The sequence below is a fragment of the Streptomyces rubrogriseus genome, assembly GCF_027947575.1.
In the GTDB taxonomy this organism is placed as follows: Bacteria; Actinomycetota; Actinomycetes; order Streptomycetales; family Streptomycetaceae; genus Streptomyces; species Streptomyces rubrogriseus.
Map to the genome: position 1 here is coordinate 4630317 of NZ_CP116256.1, position 24297 is coordinate 4654613.

The following is a 24297-nucleotide window of genomic DNA, read 5'->3' on the forward strand; positions in this document are numbered from 1 at the left end:
CCACTGTCCCCGGGAGTGATCGCCGATGTCTCCCGGTTTTCCGCACACCTGCCGACGAGTGCCGTACACAGGTGAACTCCGATCGGCTTCTCGAAGGCGGCAGCCTACCGGCGTCCGGTGAGGTGGGTCGTCAGGCGGGACAGCAGGGCGACCGACTCGCTCAGCCGCCGTCTTTCGCCGGGGTCGAAGGTCTCGCGGATGGCGGTGCCGAGGGCGCCCGCGCGCAGGGTGCGCTCGCGCCGGAGACTGGAGCGGCCGGCGTCGGTGAGGCGCAGCAGGAGCTTGCGGCCGTCGTCGGGGTGCGGCTCCCCGCGGACCAGGCCGGCGGCGGAGAGGTCCTTGACCGACTTGGCGGCCGACTGGTGTGTGACGCCGCGCAGTCGGGCGAGGTCGGCCGTGGTCAGGGGGCCGTCGCGGTCGAGGAATCCGAGGATGGCGGCTTCGCCGGGGGGCATGGTGTCCACGGTCCTCACCGCCCGGACCAGCTCACCGATCGACCGCCGCAGCTCCTCGGCCAGCACGTCTTCGTCCATGGAGCCATCCTAGCCGGATATCCCGCACCTAGTTGTACAGTTAAGTTGTACAAGTGAGCACAAGTGCTGCTCGGTGAAGGCGGAGGGACAAAGGACATGGCGGTCGTGGAACTCACCAAGTTCGGTCATGCGTGTGTGCGGCTCGAGAAGGACGGGCGCCGCCTGGTCATCGACCCGGGCGGTCTGACCGACCCCGAGGCGTTGGACGGCGCTGACGCGGTGCTCGTGACGCACGAGCACTTCGACCACTTTTCGGAGGAGTTGCTGCGCCGGGCGGCCGCGGCACGTCCGGGTCTGCGCATCTGGACCAACTCCTCCGTCGCCAAGCGGCTGGACGGACTCGGCGCGCAGGTCTCCACCACCGGGGACGGGGACGCCTTCAGCGTCGCGGGCTTCGACCTCACGGTGCACGGAACCTGGCACGCGGTCATCCACCCGGATGTCCCGCGCATGCCCAACATCGGGTTCCTGGTGGACGAGTCCCTGTTCCACCCCGGCGACGCCCTGACCGTCCCCGGCGCTCCGGTCGGCACGCTGCTGCTGCCCGTGCACGCTCCCTGGTCCACGGTCGGCGATCTGATCGACTACGTGCGCGAGGTCGCTCCCCGCGATGCCTACGCCGTCCATGACGGCGCCCTCAACGACGTCGGCACCGCGATGGTCGAGGGCTTCCTCGGCGAGCGGGGCCCCGGGGTCCCGGCTCGCTACCGTCGGCTGGCCCCGGGCGCGAGTGTCCGGATCGGCTGAGGGCCCCGGCGGCGCCGGTCACGGCGTGGTGACGCCTACGACGCCGAGGGCTTCTCCTCGCGGTACAGCACGAGGTGTTCGTGGTGGAGCACGCCGTCCCGCAGGTCTCCGGTGGCGGTGAAGCCGGTGTCGTCGACGTAGTCGAGGTGGTCGCCGGTCACCGTGTAGCGGCCCGTGTACGCGCTGCGCCGATTCCCCCGGGCCTCGTCGTAACGCCCGTCCGGCAGCAGCTCCTGCCTGATGTGGCCGTCCGCGGTCACCCACATGCCGACCACGTCGGCGTTCTCACGGTTGCGCCGGTCCCGCGCGTTCGCTGTCATCGCACATTCCCTTCCTCGGTGGGCAGTTGCCTCAGCCCGGCCGAGTCTGCGCAGGTCGGCCCGGACACACCAGGACGTTCGCTGCCTGGGTGCGACACACCCGGGCAGCGCACCGGGGCGCCGCCTAGCCTTGGCGGCATGGACGACAACCACCTCGGGGAGTTCCTGCGCGCGCGCCGCGCCGGTCTGCGGCCGCAGGACGTCAACATGGCGAGCCACGGCCTGCGCAGGGTCGCCGGACTGCGCCGCGAGGAGGTCGCCGTCCTGGCCGGGGTCAACGTCGACTACTACACCCGGCTGGAACAGGGCCGCGAGCGTCACCCGTCTCCGCAGGTGCTCGACGTTCTCGGCCGCGCGCTCCACCTGGACCCGGAGGCCAGCGCCCACCTGCACCGCCTGGCCGGGGTGTCACCGGCCGGCCGGGACTTGCTGCACGCGACCGAACGGGTCGGTCCCGCACTGCGTCAGCTGATGGACGGCTACGCCCACACGCCCGCCTTCGTCATGAGCCGCACCCTCGACGTCCTGGCCGCCAACGCCCTGGCCGACGCGCTCTTCGCCCCCTTCACGCCCGCGGACAACCTGGCCCGCATGATCTTTCTCGACCCGGCGGGCAGGGAGTTCTACCAGGAGTGGGACCGAGCCGCCCAGGCCGTCGTCGCCAACCTGCGCCAGGCACACGGCTTCGATCCGGAGCACCCGCGTCTGAGGCGCCTGGTGGACACGCTCACCGAGCACAGCGCCGTGTTCCGGCGCCTGTGGGCGGAGCACTCCGTGCGCGGCAAGACCCAGGACGCCAAACGGCTCCTCCACCCGGACGTCGGCGCCCTCTCGCTGACGTACCAGTCCTTCGACGTCCGTGACGCTCCGGGGCAGCAACTCGTCATCTATCACGCCGAGCCGGGCAGCCCGTCGGCCCACGCCCTGGGCCTTCTCGGCTCGCTGCACGCCGGTGAGCGGCGGCAGGGCGCGTCCGACCCGGCCGGGAGTTAAGACCCGCGAGCCGGTCCGCGAGCGGGATCCGTGAGTGTCTGGTCACGCCTCTGCGCGGCCGGAGCCGAAGAACTCGATCATCTGTTCCAGGCCGTCCGGGCTGAACATGGTGTCCAGGCTTTCGGCGGACTCGACGGCGGACGCTTCACTGCGGGGAAAGAGACCTTCCTCGTACTGGGTGAGCGCGGCCTCGGTGTCGCCGGGGTGAGCGGCGAGGGCGAGGGCTAGTTCGGCACCGTCGTACATGGCGAGGTTGGCGCCCTCACCGGCGAAGGGGGACATCAGGTGGGCCGCGTCACCGAGCAGCGTGACGCCGGGGGTCCGCTTCCAGCGGTGCCCGACGGGCAGCGCGTGGATGCGGCGCGGAGTGATGGTCTCCGCGTGGGCGACCAGGCCGCGCAGGCCCTCGTCCCAGCCGTCGAAGTGGGCGAGTACCGCGGCTTTGGCGGCGCCGTGGTCGGTGAAGTCGATGGTGTCGATCCAGTCCTCGTCCGCCCTGAGCGCGGTGTAGACGTGGAGGCTGCCGTCGGTCTCGCGGTGGGCGAGGAAGCCGCGCCGGTCGGCGAGGCAGATGAAGAAGCCACCGCCGACGAGGGCCGCGCTGCGCGGGTGGCGGGTGTCGGCCTCGTGCAGGTCGGTCTCCACGAAGGAGATGCCGGTGTAGGCGGGCTCGGCGTCCGAGAGCAGCGGCCGGATGCGGGACCAGGCGCCGTCGGCACCGACGAGGAGGTCGGTGGTGATGGCCGAGCCGTCGGCGAAGGTGACCTCGTGCCGGCCGTCGTCCAGTGCCCGGGCGCCGGTGGCCTTGCGCCGCCAGTGGACCGTGCCGTCGGGGAGGGAGTTCAGCAGCAGGCCGCGCAGGTCGCCCCGGTCGACCTCGGGGCGGCCGCCGTCGCCCTCGTCCTCGGTGGCGACACGGACCGTGCCGTCGCGGCCGACCAGGCGCATCGCCTGGCCGCCCTCGTGGATGATCTCGCGGAACTCGTCGTGGAGGCCGGCGGCCCGGATCGCCTCCTGGCCGTTCTCCTCGTGGATGTCGAGCATGCCGCCCTGCGTGCGGGCCTCCGGGCCCGACTCCAGGTCGAAGACCGCGGACTCGATTCCGTTGACGTGCAGGACCCGGGCGGCGGTGAGGCCGCCCAGGCCGCCGCCGATGATCGCGATGGGGTGGTGAGGGGTGCTCATGGTGGCCTCCAGGGGTGCGCGGTCGGACACCTCCAATGTAACGAACATGTTCGTAACGAACAAGTTCGTTCACGCGCATGCAGAAAGGCCGGGCAGCTACGGGTTCGGCAGCTGGGCGCGGCCCCTCAGCCGTCCGCGCCGCGCGCCGGGCCCGGGACGGGTGTGCGGGTGATCCCGTTGACGAGGACGTCGAACGACCAGCGCAGGCGGTCGTGGGCGGAGCCGCCGATGAGCAGGGGCATGTGGGAGGCGATCGCGGGATGGGTGGCCGCGTCCGCGTCGCGCAGGGCCCGGACGGTGGCGCTCCAGTCCTCGCGGGACGTCGGATCGTGTTCCTGGGTCGCCTGCTCGGCGGCAGTGGCGGTGGCGTCCTGCAAGAGCTTGTCCACGCCCCAGGCGACCTGCGCGCCAGGGGCTCCGCTGCGGGCGAGCAGCTCGAGGACCCGTTCCACGAGACGCAGGTAGTTCTCCCCGCTGGGGCGGGCGCCCAGGGCCGACCGGGCGAGCTGAGGGTGTGCGAACAGTACGAGGGTGTACGAGGTCAGCACGGCCCGCAGCTGCTCACGCCAGCCCTCCTCGGCGCCCGCACCGGTGAGGTCGACCTCGCCCAGCAGGGCGTCCAGCACGGCCGCGTGCAGCTCGGCGGTGTTCGCCACGTACACGTAGAGGGAGGCGGGGCCGGTGTCCAGCTCCTGCGCCAGGCGGCGCATGGTGACCTTCTCCAACCCCTCCGCACGCATGAGCGCCACCGCGGTGTCGACGATCCACCGCCGGGACAGTGCGGGCTTCGCCGGACGGTCCCGGCGGCTGATCGGGGCTCTTCTCGCTGCCATGTCCCCGATCGTAACGAACACGTTCGCCGCGTGGTCGGGACCGTGTCAGCGGGAGTCCTGACGGAGGTGCCGGTCCTGTCCCGCCCCGTGTCCGGCGACTGCCGTGGCGATCCCGAGGACGGCCAGGACGCTGAGCGGAAGTGTCCAGCTGTGCGTGGTGTCGTGCAGGATGCCGAGCAGGAGGGGCCCGGCCGCCGCCACGAGGTAGCCGATGGACTGTGCCATGCCCGCCAGCGCGGCGGCTTCGCCGGAGCTGCCGGCCCGCTGGCTCTGGAAGGTCAGCGCGAGGACGAGGCAGGCGCCGCCGCCGAGTCCGAGCAGGGTGCACGCCAGGACGGGCAGCGCGGGAGCGGCGACCAGCACGGTGAAACCTCCCGCCACGAGGACCGAGGCCCCGGCGGCGGTCCATCGCTGATCGTGCCGGCCGCGGGTCAGCAGGGGCAGGAGGCTGCTGGAAGCCAAGGACACCACCTGGTAGTAGAACAGCATCCATCCGGCCGTGGTGCTGCTCGTGCCGCGGTCGATCAGGATGCTGGGCAGCCACGCGACCGCGGTGTAGAACGCCAGGGACTGCAGGCCCATGAAGAAGGTGACCTGCCATGCGAGCCGCGACCGCCAGGGCATCGGGCTGTGCGTCCCGCCGGTGGACGCCTGGGGCTTGTCACCTCGCATCCGGGGCAGCCAGGCGAGGAACGCGGCGACCGTGAAGGCGACACCCCAGGCGAGCGCCGTGCGCCAGGAACCCGGCACGGTGTGGGCCAGCGGCGCGGACACCCCCGAGGAGACCGCGGCCATGAGGCCCATGACGGTCACGTAGAGCGCGCTGACGCCCTGGATGCGGTGTGCGGGCACGTTTCTTCTGATCAGGGCGGGCAGCAGCACGTTGCCGAAGGCTATGGCGGCGGACAGGATCACCGTTCCGGTGAACAGGAAGCCGACGGAGGGAAGGGAGCGGACCACCGTTCCGACGGCCAGCACACCGAGCGACGCCACCAGCAGGCGGGCGCTGCCCCATCGGTGGGAAGCCCTGGCGACCAGCGGCGACGTCGCGGCGAACGTCAGCAGCGGGAGCGTGCTCAGCAGCCCGCCCCAGCTCGACGTCAGACCACTGCCGTGCTCGATCTCCGGCAGCAGTGCGCCGACACCGGTGAGAGTGGTACGCAGGTTCGCCGCCACGAGACAGATCGCGACGACGAGCCCGACCGACACGGCGGGCCGGGCGCGGTCGGCGGCCGGTATTTCGGAGGCGGAGTCCTGACGGGGGGCCGAAGCCGGCTGCCGACTCACTGTTCCCCCGCGGCTCGTGGCGCGTCGGTCTCGTGGTCGCGGGTGAGCTGGACGATCGCTGCCGCCGCGTCCCGGGCGCCGCCCGCGTCCCGGGCCTCGATCGCGTCGACCAGCCGCCGGTGCAGACGGGCGTGTTCCTCGGCGTGGACGGCGTCCCAGGGCAGGCCCCCGAGGGACGCGGTGAGCGCCGTACCGAGGTGGTCGTACACCTCGATCAGCAGGTCGTTCCCGCTGGCCCGGACCACGGCCCGGTGGAACAGCGCGTCGACGCCCGTGGCCGCGGCCGGATCCTCACCGGCGCAGGCCGCGTCGGCGTCGGCCAGCAGCTCCCGCAACTGCTGCAACTGACTCTCGCTCCGGCGCAGGGCCGCGGCTCCCGAGGCGTACTCCTCCAGGACGGTCCGCAGTTCCAGCACCTTGTCCCGCTGCGCGGAACTCGCCCGCCGCACCATGACGGACTGCAGCTCGCTCGACGAACAGACGTAGGTGCCGTCGCCGGCTCGCGGCTCCAGCAGGCCCAGGTGCACCAGTGCACCGATCGCCTCCCGCAGTGTGCTGCGTCCGACCCCGAGCTCCTCGATGAGGGCGTGCTCCGGCGGGATCCGCGTCCCGACGGGCCAGCCCCCTGCCTCGATGTGTGAGCGGAGGCTGTCCACCAGTTGTGCGGACAGGCTGGCCGTCCGTCGCGGTGCGCTGATGCGTTTCATGGCGGCAGCCTACACAAACATCAGACATTTGAACATCATGCTTTTCTCCAGGAGATGCGGCCGCGAACGGGCCGCATCGTGCTGGGTCCAGTCGTTCAGTCGGAGTCCGCGTCGCTCACACGCGGTCGGCCGCGATCAGGACGTACTGGAAGGAGCCGTCACGGTAGGACTCGATGAACGCCTTCTCGATTCCGGTGACCAGCGAGGACGTGGCCCGCAGCTCCCAGTAGGGCAGCGTGTCCGGGGTGAGGTCGACGATGGTGTGCGGCACGAGCCGGTTGTCGGCCATGGCGCGCAGGTACTCGCGGCGGGAGTGGATGTTGCACTCGAAGTGGGCGTTGATCTGGGAGACCCACTTCGACGGCTGGCCGTAGCGGGGGTTCCAGCAGCCGGTGATCGTCACGTAGCGGCCGCCGACCTTCAGGAAGCGGGAGTGCTCGCCGAACAGGTCGTGGAGGTCGACGTACATGGTCGACTCGTTGTTCCACGAGGCCGTGATGCCGCCCTTTTCGAAGGGCGTGTCGAGCATGTTGCACACGCGGGAGCGGACATGGCCGTCGATACGCAGTTCCCGCGCGCGCCGGTTGCCGAAGTCGGCCTGGGCGGCGGACAGGGTCACTCCCTCGACCCGGCTGCCGAAGCGGCGGTGGGCCATGACCATGGAGCCGCCGCGTCCGCAGCCGGCGTCGACGAGGGTGTCGTCGGGACCGACCTGGCCGAGGTGGTCCATGAGGAACTCCGCCTGCGCCGACTCCAGCCGGTGCAGCTCGGCGATGACCTTCTTCTCGTACTCGCTGTGCTCCGGGTCGCCGAGCGCGGCATGGTCCACGGCGCCGATGCCGTAGTGGTGGTGATAGAGCCCGTCCACGTCACCGAGGCGGAGGTTGACCGGCCGCGCCTCGTTGTTCCAGTAGCGGGCGATGTCCTCCTGGTACGGCGTCGCCGGGGCCGGGATCTTCGCGGTGACGGTGGCGGTGGTGGTGGTCTCAGTGGTCACAGATACGTCCGTTCTCTACCAGAAGTCGGGCAGGCTGTAGCGGTAGGTGTTGGTGCGGTGCCAGTCGTGGTTGCCGTCGACCCAGGCGGCAACGCCCTTGAGGAAGCGCAGCACGGGGGGCAGGGGGCAGGCCTCCGCGAGGTCGGCCGCGGCGGCCTCGAAGGAGTGCTGGAGTTCGTTGTGGACCTCGACGGCCTTGAGGTAGGCGTCGCGTTCGCAGAGCTGCTCGCGCTCAGCGATCACCACCGGAAGGTTCAGGTGGCGTCCGGGGCTGTCGAGTTCCTTGGTGTAGGAGTAGAGGTCGTTGACGATGGTCGTCGCGTTGCCGGCGAGGGCGATGACCCGTTGCATGTCCGGGCGGGCATGCAGGTCCGCGGGCAGTTCGTAGCCGCCGACGGTGTCGGTGATCGTGGGGCAGGGGCGGAAGTTGTTGAACTGGCGCATCGCCAGGTACTCCCACACCTCCGGGACGTGTCCGGTCTGCGCCCAGGCGCCCTCGGCGAGGTAGCCCAGGTGCAGCCGGGCCATGTCGTGCCGGTAGCGGTCGGACTGGGAGGGGGTCGCCGCCCGGACGAAGTAGCCCATGGCGCTGTCGTACGCCCGGCGCGGGGCGTCCGATGCGAGGGACTCCTGCCACATCGGCGTGTATTCGGCCGTGGAGTGGAAGTGGTCGATCGCGGTGTGCGCGAGCAGGAGGCGCCCGCCCAGACCGACGGGTGAGCCGCCGTGGTCCTCGCAGTAGCAGTCGTCCACCGCGTTCTCCGCGACCATCAGCCGGGTCGCGAGCATCAGGTGGTCGACGGTCGGCGCGTCGGGGTGGCAGCCGACCATGTAGCGGCCGACCGAGAAGCCGTCGAACTGCCCCTCCCACTCCTCGGGATACAGCTGGACCTCGTCCTCGGCCCAGCGCTTGATGCGGCGGCTCACCTCCTCGACGCGCACGGGGTCGGGTTCCGGGACGGGGTGGTGGTAGAGGCCGGGGACGGCTCGTCCGGCGGCGGGCGGAGCGGAGGCCGGGGCCTCCGGGCCCGGTTGCCGTCCGTATCCGTCGGCCGGGGCGAGCGAAGCCGTGCCCGGCCCGGTCGGCCCACGCAGGATCCGCTGGAGGACGGAGCCGCCCGCGGCCGTGTCGAGCGAGTCCCCTGCGGCGGGGGCGGGCGTCGGGGGTGCCGGGTCGGGAAGCGTGACCGGCGGATGCAGCGCGGCCAGGAAGTCGGACGCGGCCGGCGTGACCGAAGCGCTCGGGATCACCGGGGCGGGCATGTCCGGCGGGGTTGTGGGCGGCGTCGGCCCCGGCTCGGGGGGTGGTGTTCCGAGGGTCCCGGAGTCGGGCATCGGCGGCTCCTTGCTGCGGCGGGATGGGCGTTCTGTTGCGCGTGCGGCGGGTCGGGCCCGGCCCTGCGGGCGGTGCGGGACTTCAGCGCGGTACCGGGGCGATCTGGACGTTCTCCATCACTCCGAGGGCGTCGGGCAGGAGCACCGCGGCGGAGTAGTAGGTGCTGACGAGGTAGGAGATGATCGCCTGTTCGTTGATGCCCATGAACCGCACGGAGAGGCCCGGCTCGTACTCGTCCGGCAGTTCTGTCTGCCGCAGCCCGATCACGCCCTGGTTCTTCTCGCCGGTGCGCATCGCGATGATGGAGCTGGTCTGCTCCTTGCTGATCGGGATCTTGTTGCACGGCAGGATGGGGACGCCGCGCCAGGCGGGGACGGACTGCCCGCCCAGGTCGACGTGGTCGGGGTAGAGACCGCAGCCGTTGAAGCCGCGTCCGATCGCGGCGATGGTCCTGGGGTGGGCGAGGAACAGTTTCGTGCCACGTCGGCGGCAGAGCAGCTCGTCCATGTCGTCCGGGGTCGGCGCGCCGGTGCGGGGTTGGATGCGCTGCTTGAAGTCGGCGTTGTGCAGCAGCCCGAACTCGCGGTTGTTGATGAGCTCGTGTTCCTGGCGCTCGCGCAAGGCCTCGATCGTGAGCCTGAGTTGCTCCTCGCTCTGGTTCATCGGCCCGTTGTAGAGGTCGCCGACCCGGGTGTGGATCCTCAGGACGGTCTGGGCGACGGAGAGCTCGTACTCGCGCGGACGCAGTTCGTAGTCGACGAAGGTACCGGGCAGTTCGGCCTCGCCGACGTGACCGGCCGACAGGGCGATCTCGGCCTCGCCGTGCTTGGTCTGCCGCTGCCGCGCCCGGGTGTGTAAGTCGTCGACGTGGGCCCGCAGCTGCGGCGCGGAGTCCTGGACCGAGGTGAAGTCGGCGCGCGTGAGGGTGAGGAGGGTGCCGGAGGTCTCCGCGGTGAAGGTGCAGTCGTGGCGGGCGTCGGGGTCCGACAGCGCCTTCTCCCCGAAGTGGCTGCCGTCCGCGAGCACCGCGGTGGTGATCTCTCCCCCGTACTTGCCCTCGGTGGTCTGGCTGACGCGACCGTGGGCGATGAGGTGGATGCGGTCTGCGGGACCGCCCCGTTCGACGAGGACCTCACCCGCCGCGAAGTCCCGCTGCGTACAACGGTCGGCGAGGGCGGTGAGGACGTCCGGGTCCGTGAACCCGCGCAGCAGGGCCAGCTCGGCGAGTTCTCCGGGGATCACCCGGACCCGGGCGCCCTCCTGGACGAACTCGATGCGGCCGTCGCCGAGGGTGTGGCGCAACCGTCGGTTGACCCGGTAGGCGCCGCCTGCGGCCTCGACCCAGGGCAGCATGCGCAGCAGCCAGCGGGAGGTGATCTCCTGCATCTGCGGCACGGACTTGGTGGTGCTGGCGAGGTTGCGGGCAGCCGCGGTACTCAGGGACTGCTGCGGCGCCTCGGGTGGGGTCTGAGCTTCCGGGATGCTGTCGACGGACATCGGGAGGCCTTCTCCTTGCACGACGGGTCGACCGGCGCACACGGCTGCGCCGACGGGGAGACGGGAGGGGGTGGACGACGGGCCGGAGGGATCAGGTGAATCCGTCCGCCTTCAGCAAGCTAGCTGCTGGAACGGCCGCATCCGCCAAGGTGACGGGAGGCTTACCCCGAAGCAGTGATAATCGGTCGAATGCGGTTTATCGGCCCGTTGGTTGAGATCTCTCTGTGCGAGAAGGTCTGGACCCTCACGTGGCGTCAGGCGGCATAGTCGGTGCCGTGGAGGATCACTGGACCGTGGGACGCGTGGCCGAGCTGGCCCACGTGAGCGTCCGCACGCTGCATCACTATGACGAGATCGGGCTCGTTCGGCCGTCGGGGCGCACCGCGGCCGGATACCGGGCCTATTCGGCGGACGACGTGGAGCGGCTGCGGGAGGTGCTCGGCTATCGGCGACTGGGCTTCGGGCTGCGGGAGGTCGCGGAACTCGTCGGCGACCCGTCCGCCGACGCCGTCGCTCACCTGCGCCGGCTGCGCGGCCTGCTGCTGGAGCGGCGTGCTCGCACCGACGCCATGGTGGCGGCCATCGACAGGGAACTCGACGTACGGGCGAAGGGACTGAAGGTGACACCGGAGGAGCAACTGGAGGCGCTGGGCGCACGGTTGTACGACGAGATCGGCGGCGCGTACACCACGACACGGCGTACCGAGCCGCGGATCGCCGCGCGGATCTGGGACGCGCTCGGGGATGCGCGGACGGTGTTGAACGTCGGGGCCGGCACCGGCTCCTACGAGCCCGCCGATCGGGACGTGACCGCGGTGGAGCCGTCGGCGGTCATGCGGGAGCAGCGGCCTGCCGGGGCGGCGCCGTGCGTGGCCGCCGCAGCGGAGCGGTTGCCGTTCGCGGACGGCTCCTTCGACTGCGCGATGGCCGTCTCCACCGTTCACCACTGGGGGGACCCGATGGCGGGGCTGCGCGAGATGCGGCGTGTGGCCCGCCGCGTGGTGGTGCTCACGTTCGACACCGACGAGCCCGGTTGGCAGGACCGGTTCTGGCTCACCCGCGACTACCTTCCCGAGTTCGCCACCGTCCTCGCGGAGTTTCCCTCGCTTGCCGGGATGGCCGACGCGATCGGGGCCCGCGCCGAGCCGGTGCCCGTTCCGTGGGACTGCGCCGACGGTCTGTTCGAGGCGTACTGGCGCCGGCCCGAGGCGTATCTGGCGGAGCATGTGCGCCGGGCCGCGTCGGTGTGGACCAGGGTCGGGCCCAAGGCCGAGCGACGGGCGGTGCGCAGTCTCGGCGACGATCTCGGCTCCGGCCGGTGGGCCGAGCGGAACAGCCACCTCGCCGGCCTCGACGCGGCGGATCTCGGCCTGCGCCTGCTCGTCGCTTGACCTCGGCGTCGGACCGCATGACCGAGAACGGAGGCGGAGGGCCGGCTTCGCCCGGACAGCCCGCCGACGACGGCGGATCACGCCGCCGCACCACCGCACCACCGCACCGCCGCACCACCGCACCGCCGCACCGCCGCTGCTAGGCTGCGCGGCATGTCAGCCGCATCGTGCTCGGCCGCTTGCGCGGCAGTGACCAGGACGTCCCGCTAGCGGCGGGACGTTCGGCGCACAGCACCCACCTGAACGTCCGGCCGCTTCGTGATCGGTCCGGAGCGGCGACTCGCGCTGCTCGGGAACTCCTCGGAGCGACGGAGCAATCGATGCTTTCAGGCATTCCTTCTTCCCACGGGCAAAGCCCGTCTCCCCTGCGTGCGCGGTTGGCGCTGTGCGCGATGTCGATGCTGCAGTTCTTCATCGCGGTCGACGTGACCGTGGTGAACATCGCGCTGCCCTCGATCGGCGCGGATCTCGGCGTCGACGGCCACGCGCTGACCTGGGTGGTGGTCGGCTACACCGTCACCGGCGGCGGGCTGCTGATGCTCGGCGGTCGCCTCGGCGACCTGTTGGGCCGCCGCCGCACGCTGCTGGCCGGCACCGCCCTGTTCGGCGCGGCGTCTCTGCTGGCGGGGCTGGCGCCCTCGTTCGCGGTCCTGGTGGCCGCGCGCCTCGTCCAGGGGGCCGGCGAGGCCGTCGCGCTGCCGGCCGCGATGGCCACCGTCGTGCTGCTGTTCCCGGAGGGGCCACGCCGGTCGCGGGCGCTGGGCGTGTGGGCCGCGGTCGCCAGTTGCGGGCTGGTGCTCGGATTCGCCCTCTCGGGAATCGTCACCGCCCGGCTGGGCTGGCGATGGGTCTTCCTGATCTCGGTGCCGTTCATCCTGGCCGTGCTGGTGGCCGTGCTCTTCCTGGTCCGGGCCGACCGCCCGGCGGCCCGCGCACGGACCCGGCTGGACCTGCCGGGCGCGCTCCTGCTGACCGCGTGCCCGCTGCTGTTCACCTACGCCGCGGTCGAGGCCGGTGCGTCCGGCGCGCGCCGCTGGGTGAGCCTGGTGGCGCTGACCGGTGCGGTACTGGCGGCCGCCGGTTTCGTGCGGGTGGAGTCGCGTTCCCCGGCCCCGCTGGTGCCGCAGGCCTTCTTCGCCCACCGCGCCCGGGTGCGGGCGAACGTGACCACCATGCTGCTCAGCGGGGCGCTGTCGACCTCGTTCCTGCTGTTCACGTTCTACCTGCAGGACCGGCTCGGGCTCGGTCCGCTGGGAGCCGGGCTCACGATGCTGCCGTTGGCCGGCGCGCTGATCGCGGCCTCGGTCCTCGTGCCCCGGCTGCTGGCCGGCTGGGGAGCACGCGTGTGCGTGCTGGCGGGACTCGGCTGCGCCGCGGTCGCGATGACGGCGATCGCGCTCGTGGCGGCTCTGGGTGCCGGGGCGGTGTGGCTGCTTCCCGCGATGCTGCTGATCGCCGCGGGGATGGGTTTCGGGCTGGTGGGGCTGCAGTACATCGCGGTCAGCGGGACCACCGACGAGGACGCCGGGATCGCCTCCGGCGTCCAGCGGGCGGCCGACCAGCTCGGCGGGGCGGCCGGCGTGGCGGTCTACGTGGGGATCGGGTTCGCCCCCACCGTGCACAGCGGCGACCCGTTCCTGGCGGCCTCGGTGCTCGCCGTCGCCGGACTGGCCGTGGGTGCCTCGGTCATCAGCCGCCCGTCGGCTCCGACGGAGGTGCGGCCGCGGGCCGAGTAGGAGACCGCGCCGCCCCGGCGGCCGTTCCGTGCAGGGAATGGATCATGCTCTCCAGGATCCGGAACGCGCCCGACTGCTCGCTCTCGGTCATACCGGCCAGCATTCTGAGCTCGACGGAACGGACCGCCACGGTCGCCTTCTCCAGGCTCCGCCGGCCGCGGGGGGTGAGCCGCGCGGGGAGCGCCTTCCCGACGGGCGCCTCCGCGGGCCTGGTCACGTAGCCGTCCCGTTCCAGGGCCTGGAGCAGCACGTTCATCGACTGGCGGGTCACGAACGCGCCCCGCGCGAGCTCGGAGTTGGACAAGCCCGGCCGTTGAGCCAGCAGTTCGAGGCAGGAGTAGTGCGTCACGCTCATCCCGAGTGGCCGCAGCACTTCCTCCATGGCCGCGCGCAGGGCGCTCGAAGCCTCCTTGAGCAGGTAGCCCAGTGATTTGTCCAGGTCGATGCCGGCACCCTTTTGACTCATGTCAGCATTCTGACATACCTTGACCTGTGTCAGGAATCTGACACGAAGGTCCGACGCCAAGACAAGGAGCACCACCATGCCCGTCACCGGTCCCGACTTCGTCTCCCTCCAGGTACGCGACCTCGACGCCGCGCAGGCGTTCTACGAGCAGTACCTCGGCCTCGTCCGCTCGCAGGCCGGGCCTCCGCACGCCGTAGTCTTCGAGACGAAGCCGATCGCGTTCGCACTGCGCGACATCGTTCCCGGCACCGATCTCGCCTCCGTCGCGCAGCCCGGCATCGGTGCCGCGATCTGGCTCCACGGCACCGATGTCCAGGCCATCCACGACGCCCTCGTCGCCGACGGTCACACCATCGTCTCCGCACCGGTCGACGGCCCGTTCGGCCGGACGTTCACCTTCGCCGACCTCGACGGCTACCACGTCACCCTCCACGACCGCGCCTGACGGGCGGAACGCCGCAACGGCCGGCGCGGAGGGCAGGTGCCGCCGGAGCGTTTCAGCGCAGCAGGAGACCGACGGCCACCGTCAAACGTTCGAGGTACGACTCCCTCGACCCGACCTGGTGCTTGAGTCCCGTCGATGCGCTGATCATCGTCTGTGCGATCCGGACGGCCTCCTCCCGTCCCGTCGCGCCGGTGATCGCGTCCGTGATCAGCTCCTCGAAACGTCGCGGCAGGACCTCGACGACCTCTCCGAGGATGCCGGGATTGGCCTCGATCACCGTCGCGACGTCGCGCGTCAGCGGGCCGACGTAGCGGCCCGCCCAGTGGTCGAACGCTTCGACGAGGCGCTCCGGGAGGGGGCGGTCACCGTCGGCCAGGGCCTGTTCGGCCGCGGTGATGTCGCGATGCAGGGCCTGGGTGACCGCGGCACGGAACAGGCTCTCCTTCGAGGAGAAGAGGAAGTAGAGGCCCGGCCGGGAGATGTGCGCCGCCCGCGCCACCTCCTCCATCGACGCCTTCCGGTATCCGAAGCGCGCGAACGTCGCCATGGCGGACTCCAGAACCATGGTCCGACGGTCGGCATCCGCGCCTGTCGGGGCCGGGTGGCCGGCGTCGCTCCTGCTCATGCGGCGAGCATACGAGCAGGAGCCGCACTATACAAATAGTGTCCAGTTCGTATAGTTGAGCCATGGATACCCGCCCGCTCGTCTCCACGCCGTTCACCGCCTCCAGCACCGCGGACGAGGTGCTGGAGGGCATCGACCTCACCGGTGTCCGTGCGATCGTGACGGGAGCGTCCTCCGGACTCGGCATCGAGACGGCTCGTGCGCTGACCGCCGCCGGGGCGGAGGTGACGCTCGCCGTGCGGAACACGGCTGCGGGTGCCTCCGCCGCCGAGACGATCGCCAGGTCGACCGGGGCGGCCCCGCCCCGGGTCGTCCGACTCGACCTCGCCGACCGGGCCGGCGTCACCCGGTTCACCGACGCGTGGGAGGGCCCGCTCCACCTCCTCGTCAACAACGCCGGCGTGGTCACCGGCGGACTCGAACGGACGCCCGAGGGCTGGGAGCTGCACTTCGCGACGAACCATCTCGGCCACTTCGCTCTGGCCACCGGGCTGCGCCGGGCCCTGGCCCGCGGTGCGGCCGAGCGCGGCGGAGCACGGATCGTCTCCGTCAGTTCGACGGCGCACATGCGGTCCGGCGTCGACTTCGACGACCTCCACTTCGAGCGCCGCCGCCACGACCCGCAGACCGCCTACGCACAGTCGAAGACGGCGAACTCCCTCTTCGCCGTCGAGGCGACCCGCCGGTGGGGGTCCGACGGCATCGTCGCCAACGCGGTCAATCCCGGCGGTGTCGCGACGGGTCTGCAGCGGAACTTCACGCCGGAACAGAGGGCGTCGCTCGACGCGGCCGAGGCTGCCGGAGTCTTCACGTACAAGACGGTCGAGCAGGGCGCCGCCACCAGTGTCGTCGCGGCCGTCGCCCCCGAGTTCGCCCACTCCGGGGGTCACTACCTCGACGACGGGCGAGAGGCGTACACGGTGCCGAACGATGCCGACCTCGCGCAGCACCCGCACGGTGTCAAGGAGTGGGCGCTGGACCCCGCCGCCGCCCGGCGCCTGTGGACCGTCTCAACCGATCTGCTGCGCTCCTGACCTCTCGGCACGGAAGTGCCGACCGTGAGCCGAACCTACGCGACTTCCTTCCCGGCCTCCCCCGGCTCCCCCAGTGGCCGGGTCGTCCCGTCGTCCGGGGCCGCACGCCGGCCGGGTTCGGTCTGGTCCAGCTCCCAGTGGTACTGGCACTCCTCGCACCGCGGCCCGTCCACGACGGCTGCCGGCGCGTGAACCCTCCGGCGGCTACGGGGGGCAAGGGTCCCCCCCCCCCGGCCGAGGCGAGCAAGACCCCAAGAGGGCACGGTTCCGGTCAGGTCAGGTGAGGTCAGGTGAGGTGAGGGAGAACCTCAGGTACGGGGCGACGCTGCGGAGTTTCTCGCAGGTCTCCTCGGTCTCCCGCTCGGGGCTGGACTGGGCGGTGACCCCGGCGCCGGCTCGCAGCCACGCCTCGTCGCCCGCGCCGATCAGGGTGCGCAGGACGAGGGCGGCGTCGAGGGCGCCGCTGGTGCTCCCCCGGAAGACCGCCCCGCCGTACAGGCCGCGCGGACCTTCCTCGTGGCGGGCCAGGGCCTGGAGCGCGGCGCGTTTGGAGACGCCGGTGGCGGTGATCGCGGGAAACAGGGAGGCGAAGGCGTCCCAGGGTCCGGCGTCCGGCCGGAGCCGGCCCGTCACCCGCGAGGCCAGGTGCTGCACCGATCCTCGGGGACGGACCGCCATGTACTCCTCGACCACGACGGAGCCGGGACGGCACACGGCCGCCATCTCGTCCCAGGCGAGACGTACGGACACGGCGTGTTCGTGTATCTCCTTGGGGTCGCTGAGCAGTTCCGCGCGCCGGCGCTCGTTCTCCGCCGGGTCGGCGCCCAGGGCGCGCGTGCCCGCGAGCGGCTGGGTGCTGACCCGTCCGTCGTCCCCGACCTCGAGAACGGTCTCGGGGCTGAATCCGGCAGCCCGGTAACCGCCGAGGTCCAGCACGTAGGAGCGTGCCGGTGTGTTGGCCCGGCGGCCCGCGAGGTAGGTCGCGGGGAAGTCGGGGCGCGGCTCGGCGGGCAGTGGGACCTGCCGGGAGACCACGGCCTTCTCCAGCAACCCGGCGCGGATGTCCCGGACCGTACGGGAGACCGCGCGGCCGTAGGCGGCGGTACCGACGGCGATGACGTCCTCGGTGCGGTCCCGCGCCGGTTGGTCGTGGGAGGTCTGCTCGGCCGCGGGCTCCGCGAGCAGGTCGGCGACCTTGCGCGCCCATGCCTCGTCCACCGCGCGGACCACCGTCGAGTCGCCGGTGAGGGTCACTTCGACGGACGGGATCAGGGCGTGCAGCAGCGGCTGGTCTCCGGCCGTAGCGGGGTCCGCGTGCAGGAGGTGGGCGAGTTCGAAGGCCGCCCAGCCGTAGAAGCGGCGCTCTTCGCCGCTCTCGTCGGGCGAGGCGGATACGGAGGACAGCGCGGCGAGGGCGTCGGCGAACGCCGTCAACGGCCGCCGCTGCGTGCGCGAGGTCCAGGTACGCCCGGCGGCCCGCGCGGTGATGGCGGTGGCGTCCGCGGTGACGCTGGCGTCGGAGCCCGCCGCGAAGTGCCAGACTCCGCCCTCCGACTCGTACACCACGTACTGGCCCGCGAGGCCCGCCCGTGCGAGGCGGGTGGCGGTGGCGGCCGGGTCGGGGCAGGGCTCGCGGGTGCTCGCGCACGCGAGCGGTGGGACGGACCGCGCCCACGCGTCCCAGAGGTTCCGGGATCCGGTGCTCATCGTGTGGTGCCTTCTCTCTGCCGCTGGGTCGGGGTGGTCGTGGATGTCGGGTCGGGTCATGACGAGGCCGACTCCAGTCGCCAGCCGTGGGCCTGCGCGCGCCGTTCCCAGAAGGAGGCGTACGTGCCTGCCGCCGCCACCAGGTCGTCGTGCGTGCCCCGTTCGGTGATCTCGCCGTCCTCCAGGACCAGGATCTGGTCGGCGCTCACGACGGTGCTCAGCCGGTGCGCGATGACCAGGAGGGTCCTGCGGGCCGCCAGGGCCCGCACGGCCTGGGCGAACAGCGCCTCGTTCTCCTGGTCGAGGGCGGCGGTGGCCTCGTCGAGGACGAGGATCGGGGCGTCCTTGAGGAGTGCGCGGGCGATGGACACGCGCTGCCGCTGTCCGCCGGACAGTCGCGCGCCGCCCTCGCCCACCTTCGTGGCCCACCCCTCGGGCAGCTCCTCGATCACGCGGTCGAGGCCGGAGAGCGCCGCGGCCTCGGCCAGTTGGCCACGGTCCGCGTGCGGGGCGGCGATGCGGACGTTCTCCTCGATCGTGCCGTCGAAGAGGTAGACGTCCTGGAAGACGAGGGACACGTGGGCCGCGAGGTCGTCGGCGCCGATCTCGCGGACGTCGACGCCGCCGATGCGGACGGTGCCCTCGGTGGTGTCCCGGAAGCGGGCGAGCAGCCCGGCGATCGTGGTCTTGCCCGCGCCGGAGGGCCCGACCAGCGCCGTCATGCTGCGCTCGGGCAGGCGGAAGGTCACGTCGTTCAGGACCGGGCGTGCGGCTGCTCCGGTCACCGGGTCGGCGCCGCCGTCGTAGTGGAAGCCGACCTTGTCGAACTCCACGCTCGCGTCGCGCGGCGTCCGCGGCTCGGCGGGCTGTGGGAACGGCGGTTCGTCGAGGACGGCGCCGAGGCGTTCCAGGGTGTTGCGGGCGATGCGCATCCCGGCGCCGGCCTCGGCGGCCGACGACACGCCGTCGATCAGGCGGACCAGCAGCACCAGGAGCGCCAGCAGGGTGGGCACGGTGAGGGAGCCGTCGAGCTGCCAGGACACCCCGAGGGCGAGCAGCAGGGCGAACACGAGCCGGGTGGCGAAGGAGAACGAGACCAGTCCGGGCAGCCCCCGCGCGATGAGCCGCCGGTCCGCGCGGGCCTCGGCCGCCAGGGCGTCGTCGAGGGCGCCGTATCCCTCGGCGGTCCGGCCGAACGCCCTCAGTACCGGCTGGTTGCGCGCGTACTCCAGGACCCGGTCGGCGGACTCGCCGATCGCGGCGTCGCGGCCCAGGTCGAGCCGGCGCATCACGGCGCTGCTCGCCGCCTGGACGGCGAACAGCACGGGCGCGCAGACCAGCAGCACCAGGGCGGTGCGGACGTCGAAGAAGAACGTGGCGGCCACCAGCGTCGCCGGGGTGAGCAGGGAGCTGATGAACGGGCGCAGCAGGTGGGCCGGTGTGCTCATCACCTGGATGACGTTCTGTCCGGCGAGCCTGCTGAACTCGGCCGTGCGGCCGGCGTCGAACCAGCCGAGGGGCAGACGCAGTGCCTGGTCCGCCATGCGGTGGTGCAGCACCCGGGAGAGCCGGGAACCGACCGTGAAGCCGCCGCTGACGGCCGCGCCCTGGAGCGCGGCGTGCGCGACCGCGCAGCCGGCGAACGCCGCCAGCCAGGGCCACACGTCGTCGGGATCGGGACCGAGCAGGGCACGCAGTACGGGCACCAGGAGGGCGAAGGCCACACCCTGGAGGACGGCGGCGGCGCACTGGAGGACGAGCAGCCGGTTCAGCGGGCGGGAGCCTTCCGGCCCGAGGACCCGGTAGAGCTGACGGATCATCGTGCACTTCCTTCTCGGATGGCGTCCGTGCTGCTGCTCTGGGCGTCCCAGAGGGCGGCGTACCGGCCACCCGCGGCGACGAGGTCGTCGTGACGGCCCTGTTCGGTGACGCGTCCGTCCTCCAGGACCACGATCCGGTCGGCGGAGCGGACGGTCGACAGCCGGTGGGCGATGACGAGCAGGGTGCGGCCGGCCGCGAGCGCGGACAAGGCGTCCTGGATCAGTGCCTCGGAGTGCGGGTCGGCGTACGCGGTCGCCTCGTCGAGCACGAGGACGGGGGCGTCGGCGAGCAGGGCTCTGGCGATCGAGAGGCGTTGTGCCTCACCGCCGGAGAGGGTGACGGCCGTGCCGAGTTCAGTCGCGTAGCCGTCGGGCAGTGCCGTGACGCGGTCGTGGATGCGGGCGGCGCGGGCGCACCGCTCGACTTCCTCGTCGGTGGCCTCGGGGCGGCCCAGCCGGATGTTGTCGGTGACGCTCGCCCGCAGCAGCCGTACGTCCTGGAGGACGAAGCCGACCCGGCGGTACAGCTCGGTCGCGGGGATGTCGCGGAGGTCGGCGCCGCCGAGGGTCACCGTGCCGGCGGTGGCGTCGTGGAAGCGGGGCAGGAGCGAGGCCAGGGTGGACTTGCCGGAGCCGGAGGGTCCGACCAGCGCGGTGACCGTGCCGGGGGCGAGATCGAGGTCGACGTCGCGCAGGACGTCGGTGCGCCCGTCGTAGGAGAAGGTGACCCCGCGCAGCCGGACGTGGTGGCCGTCGGGCAGGACGGGGGTGGCGGGCTCGGGGAGGGTCGGGGCGTGCAGCAGCTCCGTGATGCGTACGGCGGCGGCCTGGCCGGCCCGGATCTGCTGGATGCGGGGGCCCACCACGCCCATGGGGGCGGCGACGGCGGGGCCCAGCAGCAGGAAGGGGACGAGTTCGGCGCCGGTCATCCGGTCCTGGGTGACGAACACGGCGCCCACCACGGTCAGGAGCAGCAGGACCACGGCCGGGGCGACCACCAGCACGGCGGCGGTGGAGCTGACCAGGGTGGTGCGGACCCAGCGGGAGAAGAAGTCGGCGAAGCCCTCGGTGGCGTCGACGAAGCGCTCGTGGGCCTTGCGGCCGCGGCCGAAGCTCTTGAACACGGCGATGCCGGAGGCGAATTCCACGGCGGCGGTGGAGATCCGCCCCAGCGCGGCGCCGAACTCGGCCATCTGGGCAGCGGCGCCCGCCATCGCCCGGCTGAACAGGAGCACGCCGAGCAGCAGGGGGACGACGCTGACCAGGGCGAGGCGCCAGTCGACGGTGAACAGGTAGGCCAGGGCCAGGACCGGTGCGGTGAGTACGGCGACGACGTCGAGCAGGGTGTGGGCGAACAGCGTGTGCAGCGCGCTCACGTCGTCCTGCACCGCCTGCTTGACCTCGCCGGTGCCCCGGTCCGTGAGCCGGCCCAGTGGCAGCCGTCCGATGTGCCGGGCGAGCCGGCGGCGAAGGGCGAGCTGGAGGTCGTTGTCGGCGATGTGGGCGAGGGCGCCGGCCGCGGTGCCGCACGCCAGGGCGAGGAGCCCCGCCGCGCAGGCCAGCGCGACCAGCGGCCACAGGGTGTCACCGTCGGCGGGGGTGCCCGTCGTGAGTCGGCCGGCGATCTCGGAGACGGCGATGAACGGGACCACTCCGGCCAGGGCCGCGACGGTCTGGAGGCCGACGGAGACGGCCAGTCGGCTCCGGACGGGACCGGTCAGCTCGCGCAGGGGACGCGGGGGGTGCGTAGGTGCCCCGGTGCCCGCGCCGGGGGCTGCCGGGGCCCGGGACACCGGACCCGGGCCGGTCTCGGGCGGTTGTGACTTCACTTGACGAGTACTCCGATTTCGGGGATGGGCCGGCCGCCCGCCTCGGTGATGCGGCGGCTGGTCATGCCGGCCTCGCGGGCCAGGCGGGCGACGTCGAAGGTGTGCCAGTCGTAGCTGTCGGCGACCTCGCGCACGGTGCGGCCGTCGCGCAGGACCTTCCAGGTCGTGGTGAACCGCATGGCGTCGCCCTCGGTGGGTTCGCCGCCGATCCACCACTCGTAGGTCTGGCGGCCGATGGTCTCCCGCAGCGACATCACCGGGGGGATGTGGCGGGGCGAGGAGACGCCCATCAGTTCCACGACGATGGGCGCGCCGTCCGGCAGGCGGTCCGCGAGACGCTTCCACAGGGCGACGCGTTCGGGCACGGTGAGGTGGCCGGCCACGCCGAAGACGACGACGGCGGACAGCCGTTCGGGCAGGACGAGGTCCTGCGCGGCGCCGTCGACCACCGTCACCCTGCGCCTCAGGTCCGGGTCGCGGGCGACCCGGGAGGTGAGCATGGCCCGCATGGTGGCCGACGGTTCGGCGGCGAGGATCTCCGCCTCGGGGAGTGCGGCGGCGACGACCTCGGTCACGCGTCCGGTGCCCGCGCCGATCTCCAGGACCGGGCCGTGCGTGACGTCCAGGCCCGTCAGGACGCGGGTCAGCGGGGGGCCGCTGCTGGCGGTGTGCCGGGTGGCGACCAGCTCGTAGAACTCGGCCGAGGTCGAGTAGTAGTCGATCACGAAAGTCTCCTCACGGGGTGCTCGGCCAGGTGCGCCGGGCGTCCGTGGTCAGCGAGGGGTCCATCCTGCGCAGCACGGTGGCGACCACCTCGCGGCGTCGCGGCGTGAGGTAGAAGTGGTCGCCGGGGAAGACCCGGACCTCGGTGCGGGCGGTGGTGAGGTCCGCCCAGCCGCCGGCCCCCGCGCGGCTGCGCCGCTCGCCGAGTTCCGGGTCCGCGTCGCCGGTCAGCACGTGGATCGGGCAGGACAGCGGCGGCCGCGCCCCGGGCCGGTGGGTCTCGATGATCCGGTAGTCGTGGCGGACGGCGGTGAGGACGAGGGAGCGCAGCCCCGGGTCGTCGAGGACCTCACGGCTGGTGCCGCCCAGCCTGGCCAGTTCCGCGCACAGCACGTCGTCGTCCTGGCGGTGCAGGTGCCCGGTCACCGCGGTGCCGGGGGCGGCCCGGCCGGAGGCGAAGAGCCGGCGCGGGCCGGGGGCTCGGCGGCGGTCCAGTTCGTGGGCCAGTTCCCAGGCCACGGCGGAGCCCATGCTGTGTCCGAAGAGGGCGTAGGGCCGGTCGAGCAGCGGCAGTACGGCGTCCGCCACCGCGGTCACCAGCTCGCCCATGCCGGCGCTCTCCGGGTCGTCGAAGCGGTCCTCGCGGCCCGGGTACTGGATGGCGACGAGTTCGACCTCCGGGGGCATGAGTGCCGCCCAGGGCCGGTAGAAGCCCGCACTGCCGCCGGCGTGCGGCAGGCAGATCAGTGTGAGCCGGGAGGCGGAGCCCTCGTTCCACCGTCTGATCCACGGGCTGTCGGCACGCCCGGCGCGGGCGGAGGAGTTCGACGGGGAGGCGGCGGTCACCAGGTCACCATCAGTTCTTCGAGGCCGAAGGTGGCCGAGTCGTGCTTGACGACGACCTGGTCCCGCTCCCCCGCGAGGCGCAGCGTGGGGACGCGGCGGACGAGTGTCTCCAGGGCGACCTCCAGCTCCAGCCGCGCCAGGTGCTGGCCGATGCACTGGTGCACTCCGTAGCCGAAGGCCACGTGGTGGTTGTCCGTGCGGTGGAAGTCGACCCGCTCGGGGTCGTCGAACTGCTCGGGGTCGTGGTTGGCACCGGCGAGGAGCGCGATGACGCCGTCGTCGGCGGGGACGGTGCGGCCGGACAGCTCGATGTCCTCGGCGGCGACGCGCAGCGGAATGGAGTCGGCGACGGACAGGACGCGCAGGAGTTCGTCGACGGCCGCGGGCATCAGGGCGGGGTCCTTGCGCAGTTCCGCCGACAGCTCCGGCCGGTCCAGGAGGAGCAGGGTGCTCAGGGCGATCATGCTGGTGGTGGTCTCGCGGCCGGCGTTGATGGTGATGCCGAGGGTGGACAGCAGCTGCTCCGTCGTCACGTTGCCGGGGACCATGTGGTCGGTGACGAGCTTCGAGATCAGGTCGTCGCGGGGTTCCTCCCGGCGCTCGGCGACCAGCCCGGCGAGCAGGCCGAACAGGCCGCCGAGGGCCTCGGAGACCTGCTCGGCGGTGCTGTTGCGGGAGCCGGAGATCCGGGTGACGTCCCGGAAGAACTCCAGGTCGTGCCGCGGGATGCCGAGCAGTTCGCAGATCACCGACGTGGAGACGGCGTTGGCGTACGCGCTCACCAGGTCCACCGGGCCGCCGGCGGCCAGCATGCCGTCCAGGATCTCGTCCACCCGTGCCTGTACGGCGGGCCGCATCGCTCGGACCCGGCGCACGGTGAACGCGGGCAGGAGCATGCGCCGGTAGCGGGTGTGCTCGGGGGCGTCGGTGCGGATGAAGGGACGGAACCTGGCCCCGGCCTCCTGCTCGCCCTCGCCGAGAGCGGGGAAGCCCGGGCGGCGGATGTCGGCGCTGACGCGCGGGTCGGAGAGCAGTTCCCGTACGTCGTCGTAGCGGGTCACCACCCAGGCTTCCCGCCGGGTCGGCAGGGTGACGCGGGCGACCGGGTCGTCGGTGCGCAGCGCGGCGTACTCCGCGGGCGCGGCGAAGGGGCAGCCGCGCCGGATCGGGAAGTCGCGGGGCGGGGTGGCGCCGGGGGTGCGGGAGGCCGCCGGGGATTCGGGGGGTGTCATCGTGGTCC

The 24297-nt window shown here is 72.4% G+C and carries 23 protein-coding genes; 6 read left to right on the top strand and 17 right to left on the bottom strand.

Features of this window, described 5'->3' with window-relative positions; translation table 11 throughout:
- Positions 1 to 104 precede the first annotated feature (104 nt).
- The gene (locus tag Sru02f_RS21200; RefSeq protein WP_109032459.1) at positions 105 to 533 is read right to left on the bottom strand and encodes a MarR family winged helix-turn-helix transcriptional regulator; all 429 of its coding nucleotides are present in this window, start codon (positions 531 to 533) and stop codon (positions 105 to 107) included.
- 96 nt (positions 534 to 629) lie between these two features.
- On the opposite strand from Sru02f_RS21200, the gene Sru02f_RS21205 reads away from it, so the two are divergent.
- The gene (locus tag Sru02f_RS21205) at positions 630 to 1280 is read left to right on the top strand and encodes an MBL fold metallo-hydrolase (protein WP_109032458.1); all 651 of its coding nucleotides are present in this window, start codon (positions 630 to 632) and stop codon (positions 1278 to 1280) included.
- Positions 1281 to 1315: 35 nt separating this feature from the next.
- On the opposite strand, the gene Sru02f_RS21210 is transcribed toward Sru02f_RS21205, so the two are convergent.
- A complete protein-coding gene (locus tag Sru02f_RS21210; protein ID WP_109032457.1) occupies positions 1316 to 1600 on the bottom strand; it encodes an Atu4866 domain-containing protein in 285 nt (94 codons plus the stop codon).
- 138 nt (positions 1601 to 1738) lie between these two features.
- Between Sru02f_RS21210 and Sru02f_RS21215 the strand changes: the two genes are divergently transcribed.
- Entirely contained in the window at positions 1739 to 2593 is an 855-nt protein-coding gene (locus Sru02f_RS21215) for a helix-turn-helix transcriptional regulator (protein WP_109032456.1), read from the top strand.
- A 42-nt stretch (positions 2594 to 2635) separates the two neighbouring features.
- Here Sru02f_RS21215 and Sru02f_RS21220 read toward each other — a convergent pair whose 3' ends face one another.
- From Sru02f_RS21220 to Sru02f_RS21250, 7 genes are all read right to left on the bottom strand, one after another.
- Entirely contained in the window at positions 2636 to 3778 is a 1143-nt protein-coding gene (locus tag Sru02f_RS21220) for an FAD-dependent oxidoreductase (protein WP_244941858.1), read from the bottom strand.
- 125 nt (positions 3779 to 3903) lie between these two features.
- Positions 3904 to 4611 carry a TetR/AcrR family transcriptional regulator gene (locus Sru02f_RS21225; RefSeq protein ID WP_109032454.1) on the bottom strand — a complete coding sequence of 236 codons (708 nt, stop codon included), beginning with the start codon at positions 4609 to 4611 and terminating at the stop codon, positions 3904 to 3906.
- Between the two features lie 45 nt (positions 4612 to 4656).
- Positions 4657 to 5898 (bottom strand): CynX/NimT family MFS transporter, encoded by a 1242-nt coding sequence (locus Sru02f_RS21230; protein WP_109032453.1) that lies wholly within the window; start codon positions 5896 to 5898, stop codon positions 4657 to 4659.
- On the bottom strand, positions 5895 to 6605 hold the full coding sequence (locus Sru02f_RS21235) for a FadR/GntR family transcriptional regulator (protein WP_109032452.1): 711 nt from the start codon (positions 6603 to 6605) through the stop codon (positions 5895 to 5897). The genes Sru02f_RS21230 and Sru02f_RS21235 overlap by 4 nt, the downstream gene beginning before the upstream one ends.
- A 115-nt stretch (positions 6606 to 6720) precedes the next feature.
- The gene (locus Sru02f_RS21240; protein WP_109032451.1) at positions 6721 to 7602 is read right to left on the bottom strand and encodes a geranyl diphosphate 2-C-methyltransferase; all 882 of its coding nucleotides are present in this window, start codon (positions 7600 to 7602) and stop codon (positions 6721 to 6723) included.
- Between the two features lie 15 nt (positions 7603 to 7617).
- Entirely contained in the window at positions 7618 to 8937 is a 1320-nt protein-coding gene (locus Sru02f_RS21245; protein WP_109032450.1) for a family 2 encapsulin nanocompartment cargo protein terpene cyclase, read from the bottom strand.
- Positions 8938 to 9019: 82 nt separating this feature from the next.
- Positions 9020 to 10435, bottom strand: a complete 1416-nt coding sequence (locus Sru02f_RS21250; protein WP_109032449.1) for a family 2B encapsulin nanocompartment shell protein — start codon at positions 10433 to 10435, stop codon at positions 9020 to 9022.
- 293 nt (positions 10436 to 10728) lie between these two features.
- Here Sru02f_RS21250 and Sru02f_RS21255 point away from each other — a divergent pair, with 293 nt between their 5' ends.
- Both Sru02f_RS21255 and Sru02f_RS21260 read left to right on the top strand, forming a co-directional pair.
- Positions 10729 to 11826: a MerR family transcriptional regulator gene (locus Sru02f_RS21255; RefSeq protein ID WP_164275637.1), complete on the top strand. Its 1098-nt coding sequence runs from the start codon at positions 10729 to 10731 to the stop codon at positions 11824 to 11826.
- Positions 11827 to 12218: 392 nt separating this feature from the next.
- Complete coding sequence (locus Sru02f_RS21260) at positions 12219 to 13562, top strand: MFS transporter (protein WP_109032447.1); 1344 nt, start codon at positions 12219 to 12221, stop codon at positions 13560 to 13562.
- Here Sru02f_RS21260 and Sru02f_RS21265 read toward each other — a convergent pair.
- Complete coding sequence (locus Sru02f_RS21265; RefSeq protein ID WP_244941857.1) at positions 13516 to 14028, bottom strand: MarR family winged helix-turn-helix transcriptional regulator; 513 nt, start codon at positions 14026 to 14028, stop codon at positions 13516 to 13518. The genes Sru02f_RS21260 and Sru02f_RS21265 overlap by 47 nt on opposite strands.
- A 76-nt stretch (positions 14029 to 14104) precedes the next feature.
- Between Sru02f_RS21265 and Sru02f_RS21270 the strand changes: the two genes are divergently transcribed.
- Entirely contained in the window at positions 14105 to 14473 is a 369-nt protein-coding gene (locus Sru02f_RS21270; protein WP_109032446.1) for a VOC family protein, read from the top strand.
- Between the two features lie 52 nt (positions 14474 to 14525).
- Here the strand turns inward: Sru02f_RS21270 and Sru02f_RS21275 are convergent, their stop codons facing one another.
- A complete protein-coding gene (locus Sru02f_RS21275) occupies positions 14526 to 15098 on the bottom strand; it encodes a TetR/AcrR family transcriptional regulator (protein ID WP_109032445.1) in 573 nt (190 codons plus the stop codon).
- Positions 15099 to 15160: 62 nt separating this feature from the next.
- On the opposite strand from Sru02f_RS21275, the gene Sru02f_RS21280 reads away from it, so the two are divergent.
- Positions 15161 to 16132 carry an SDR family NAD(P)-dependent oxidoreductase gene (locus Sru02f_RS21280; RefSeq protein ID WP_109032444.1) on the top strand — a complete coding sequence of 324 codons (972 nt, stop codon included), beginning with the start codon at positions 15161 to 15163 and terminating at the stop codon, positions 16130 to 16132.
- Positions 16133 to 16408: 276 nt separating this feature from the next.
- On the opposite strand, the gene Sru02f_RS21285 is transcribed toward Sru02f_RS21280, so the two are convergent.
- The 6 genes from Sru02f_RS21285 to Sru02f_RS21310 are packed head-to-tail and all read right to left on the bottom strand — an operon-like array spanning position 16409 to position 24289.
- Positions 16409 to 17839 carry a salicylate synthase gene (locus Sru02f_RS21285; protein ID WP_109032442.1) on the bottom strand — a complete coding sequence of 477 codons (1431 nt, stop codon included), beginning with the start codon at positions 17837 to 17839 and terminating at the stop codon, positions 16409 to 16411.
- A 56-nt stretch (positions 17840 to 17895) separates the two neighbouring features.
- Positions 17896 to 19659: an ABC transporter ATP-binding protein gene (locus Sru02f_RS21290; protein ID WP_109032441.1), complete on the bottom strand. Its 1764-nt coding sequence runs from the start codon at positions 19657 to 19659 to the stop codon at positions 17896 to 17898.
- Positions 19656 to 21488 (bottom strand): ABC transporter ATP-binding protein, encoded by a 1833-nt coding sequence (locus Sru02f_RS21295; protein ID WP_109032440.1) that lies wholly within the window; start codon positions 21486 to 21488, stop codon positions 19656 to 19658. Before Sru02f_RS21295 ends, Sru02f_RS21290 begins: the two co-directional genes overlap by 4 nt.
- On the bottom strand, positions 21485 to 22213 hold the full coding sequence (locus tag Sru02f_RS21300; RefSeq protein ID WP_109032439.1) for a class I SAM-dependent methyltransferase: 729 nt from the start codon (positions 22211 to 22213) through the stop codon (positions 21485 to 21487). The genes Sru02f_RS21295 and Sru02f_RS21300 overlap by 4 nt, the downstream gene beginning before the upstream one ends.
- A 10-nt stretch (positions 22214 to 22223) precedes the next feature.
- Positions 22224 to 23057: a thioesterase II family protein gene (locus tag Sru02f_RS21305; protein WP_109032438.1), complete on the bottom strand. Its 834-nt coding sequence runs from the start codon at positions 23055 to 23057 to the stop codon at positions 22224 to 22226.
- Positions 23054 to 24289, bottom strand: a complete 1236-nt coding sequence (locus Sru02f_RS21310; protein ID WP_109032437.1) for a cytochrome P450 — start codon at positions 24287 to 24289, stop codon at positions 23054 to 23056. The genes Sru02f_RS21305 and Sru02f_RS21310 overlap by 4 nt, the downstream gene beginning before the upstream one ends.
- Positions 24290 to 24297 lie beyond the last annotated feature (8 nt).

Excerpts from the sequence above, each read along its gene's own strand:
- Sru02f_RS21250 (WP_109032449.1), bottom strand. The coding sequence starts at position 10,435 with ATGTCCGTCGACAGCATCCCGGAAGCTCAGACCCCACCCGAGGCGCCG.
- Sru02f_RS21205 (WP_109032458.1), top strand. The coding sequence starts at position 630 with ATGGCGGTCGTGGAACTCACCAAGTTCGGTCATGCGTGTGTGCGGCTC.
- Sru02f_RS21260 (WP_109032447.1), top strand. The coding sequence starts at position 12,219 with ATGTCGATGCTGCAGTTCTTCATCGCGGTCGACGTGACCGTGGTGAAC.
- Sru02f_RS21200 (WP_109032459.1), bottom strand. The coding sequence starts at position 533 with ATGGACGAAGACGTGCTGGCCGAGGAGCTGCGGCGGTCGATCGGTGAG.
- Sru02f_RS21245 (WP_109032450.1), bottom strand. The coding sequence starts at position 8,937 with ATGCCCGACTCCGGGACCCTCGGAACACCACCCCCCGAGCCGGGGCCG.
- Sru02f_RS21265 (WP_244941857.1), bottom strand. The coding sequence starts at position 14,028 with ATGAGTCAAAAGGGTGCCGGCATCGACCTGGACAAATCACTGGGCTAC.
- Sru02f_RS21270 (WP_109032446.1), top strand. The coding sequence starts at position 14,105 with ATGCCCGTCACCGGTCCCGACTTCGTCTCCCTCCAGGTACGCGACCTC.
- Sru02f_RS21275 (WP_109032445.1), bottom strand. The coding sequence starts at position 15,098 with ATGAGCAGGAGCGACGCCGGCCACCCGGCCCCGACAGGCGCGGATGCC.
- Sru02f_RS21220 (WP_244941858.1), bottom strand. The coding sequence starts at position 3,778 with ATGAGCACCCCTCACCACCCCATCGCGATCATCGGCGGCGGCCTGGGC.
- Sru02f_RS21285 (WP_109032442.1), bottom strand. The coding sequence starts at position 17,839 with ATGAGCACCGGATCCCGGAACCTCTGGGACGCGTGGGCGCGGTCCGTC.
- Sru02f_RS21280 (WP_109032444.1), top strand. The coding sequence starts at position 15,161 with ATGGATACCCGCCCGCTCGTCTCCACGCCGTTCACCGCCTCCAGCACC.
- Sru02f_RS21215 (WP_109032456.1), top strand. The coding sequence starts at position 1,739 with ATGGACGACAACCACCTCGGGGAGTTCCTGCGCGCGCGCCGCGCCGGT.
- Sru02f_RS21210 (WP_109032457.1), bottom strand. The coding sequence starts at position 1,600 with ATGACAGCGAACGCGCGGGACCGGCGCAACCGTGAGAACGCCGACGTG.
- Sru02f_RS21225 (WP_109032454.1), bottom strand. The coding sequence starts at position 4,611 with ATGGCAGCGAGAAGAGCCCCGATCAGCCGCCGGGACCGTCCGGCGAAG.
- Sru02f_RS21310 (WP_109032437.1), bottom strand. The coding sequence starts at position 24,289 with ATGACACCCCCCGAATCCCCGGCGGCCTCCCGCACCCCCGGCGCCACC.
- Sru02f_RS21290 (WP_109032441.1), bottom strand. The coding sequence starts at position 19,659 with ATGATCCGTCAGCTCTACCGGGTCCTCGGGCCGGAAGGCTCCCGCCCG.
- Sru02f_RS21235 (WP_109032452.1), bottom strand. The coding sequence starts at position 6,605 with ATGAAACGCATCAGCGCACCGCGACGGACGGCCAGCCTGTCCGCACAA.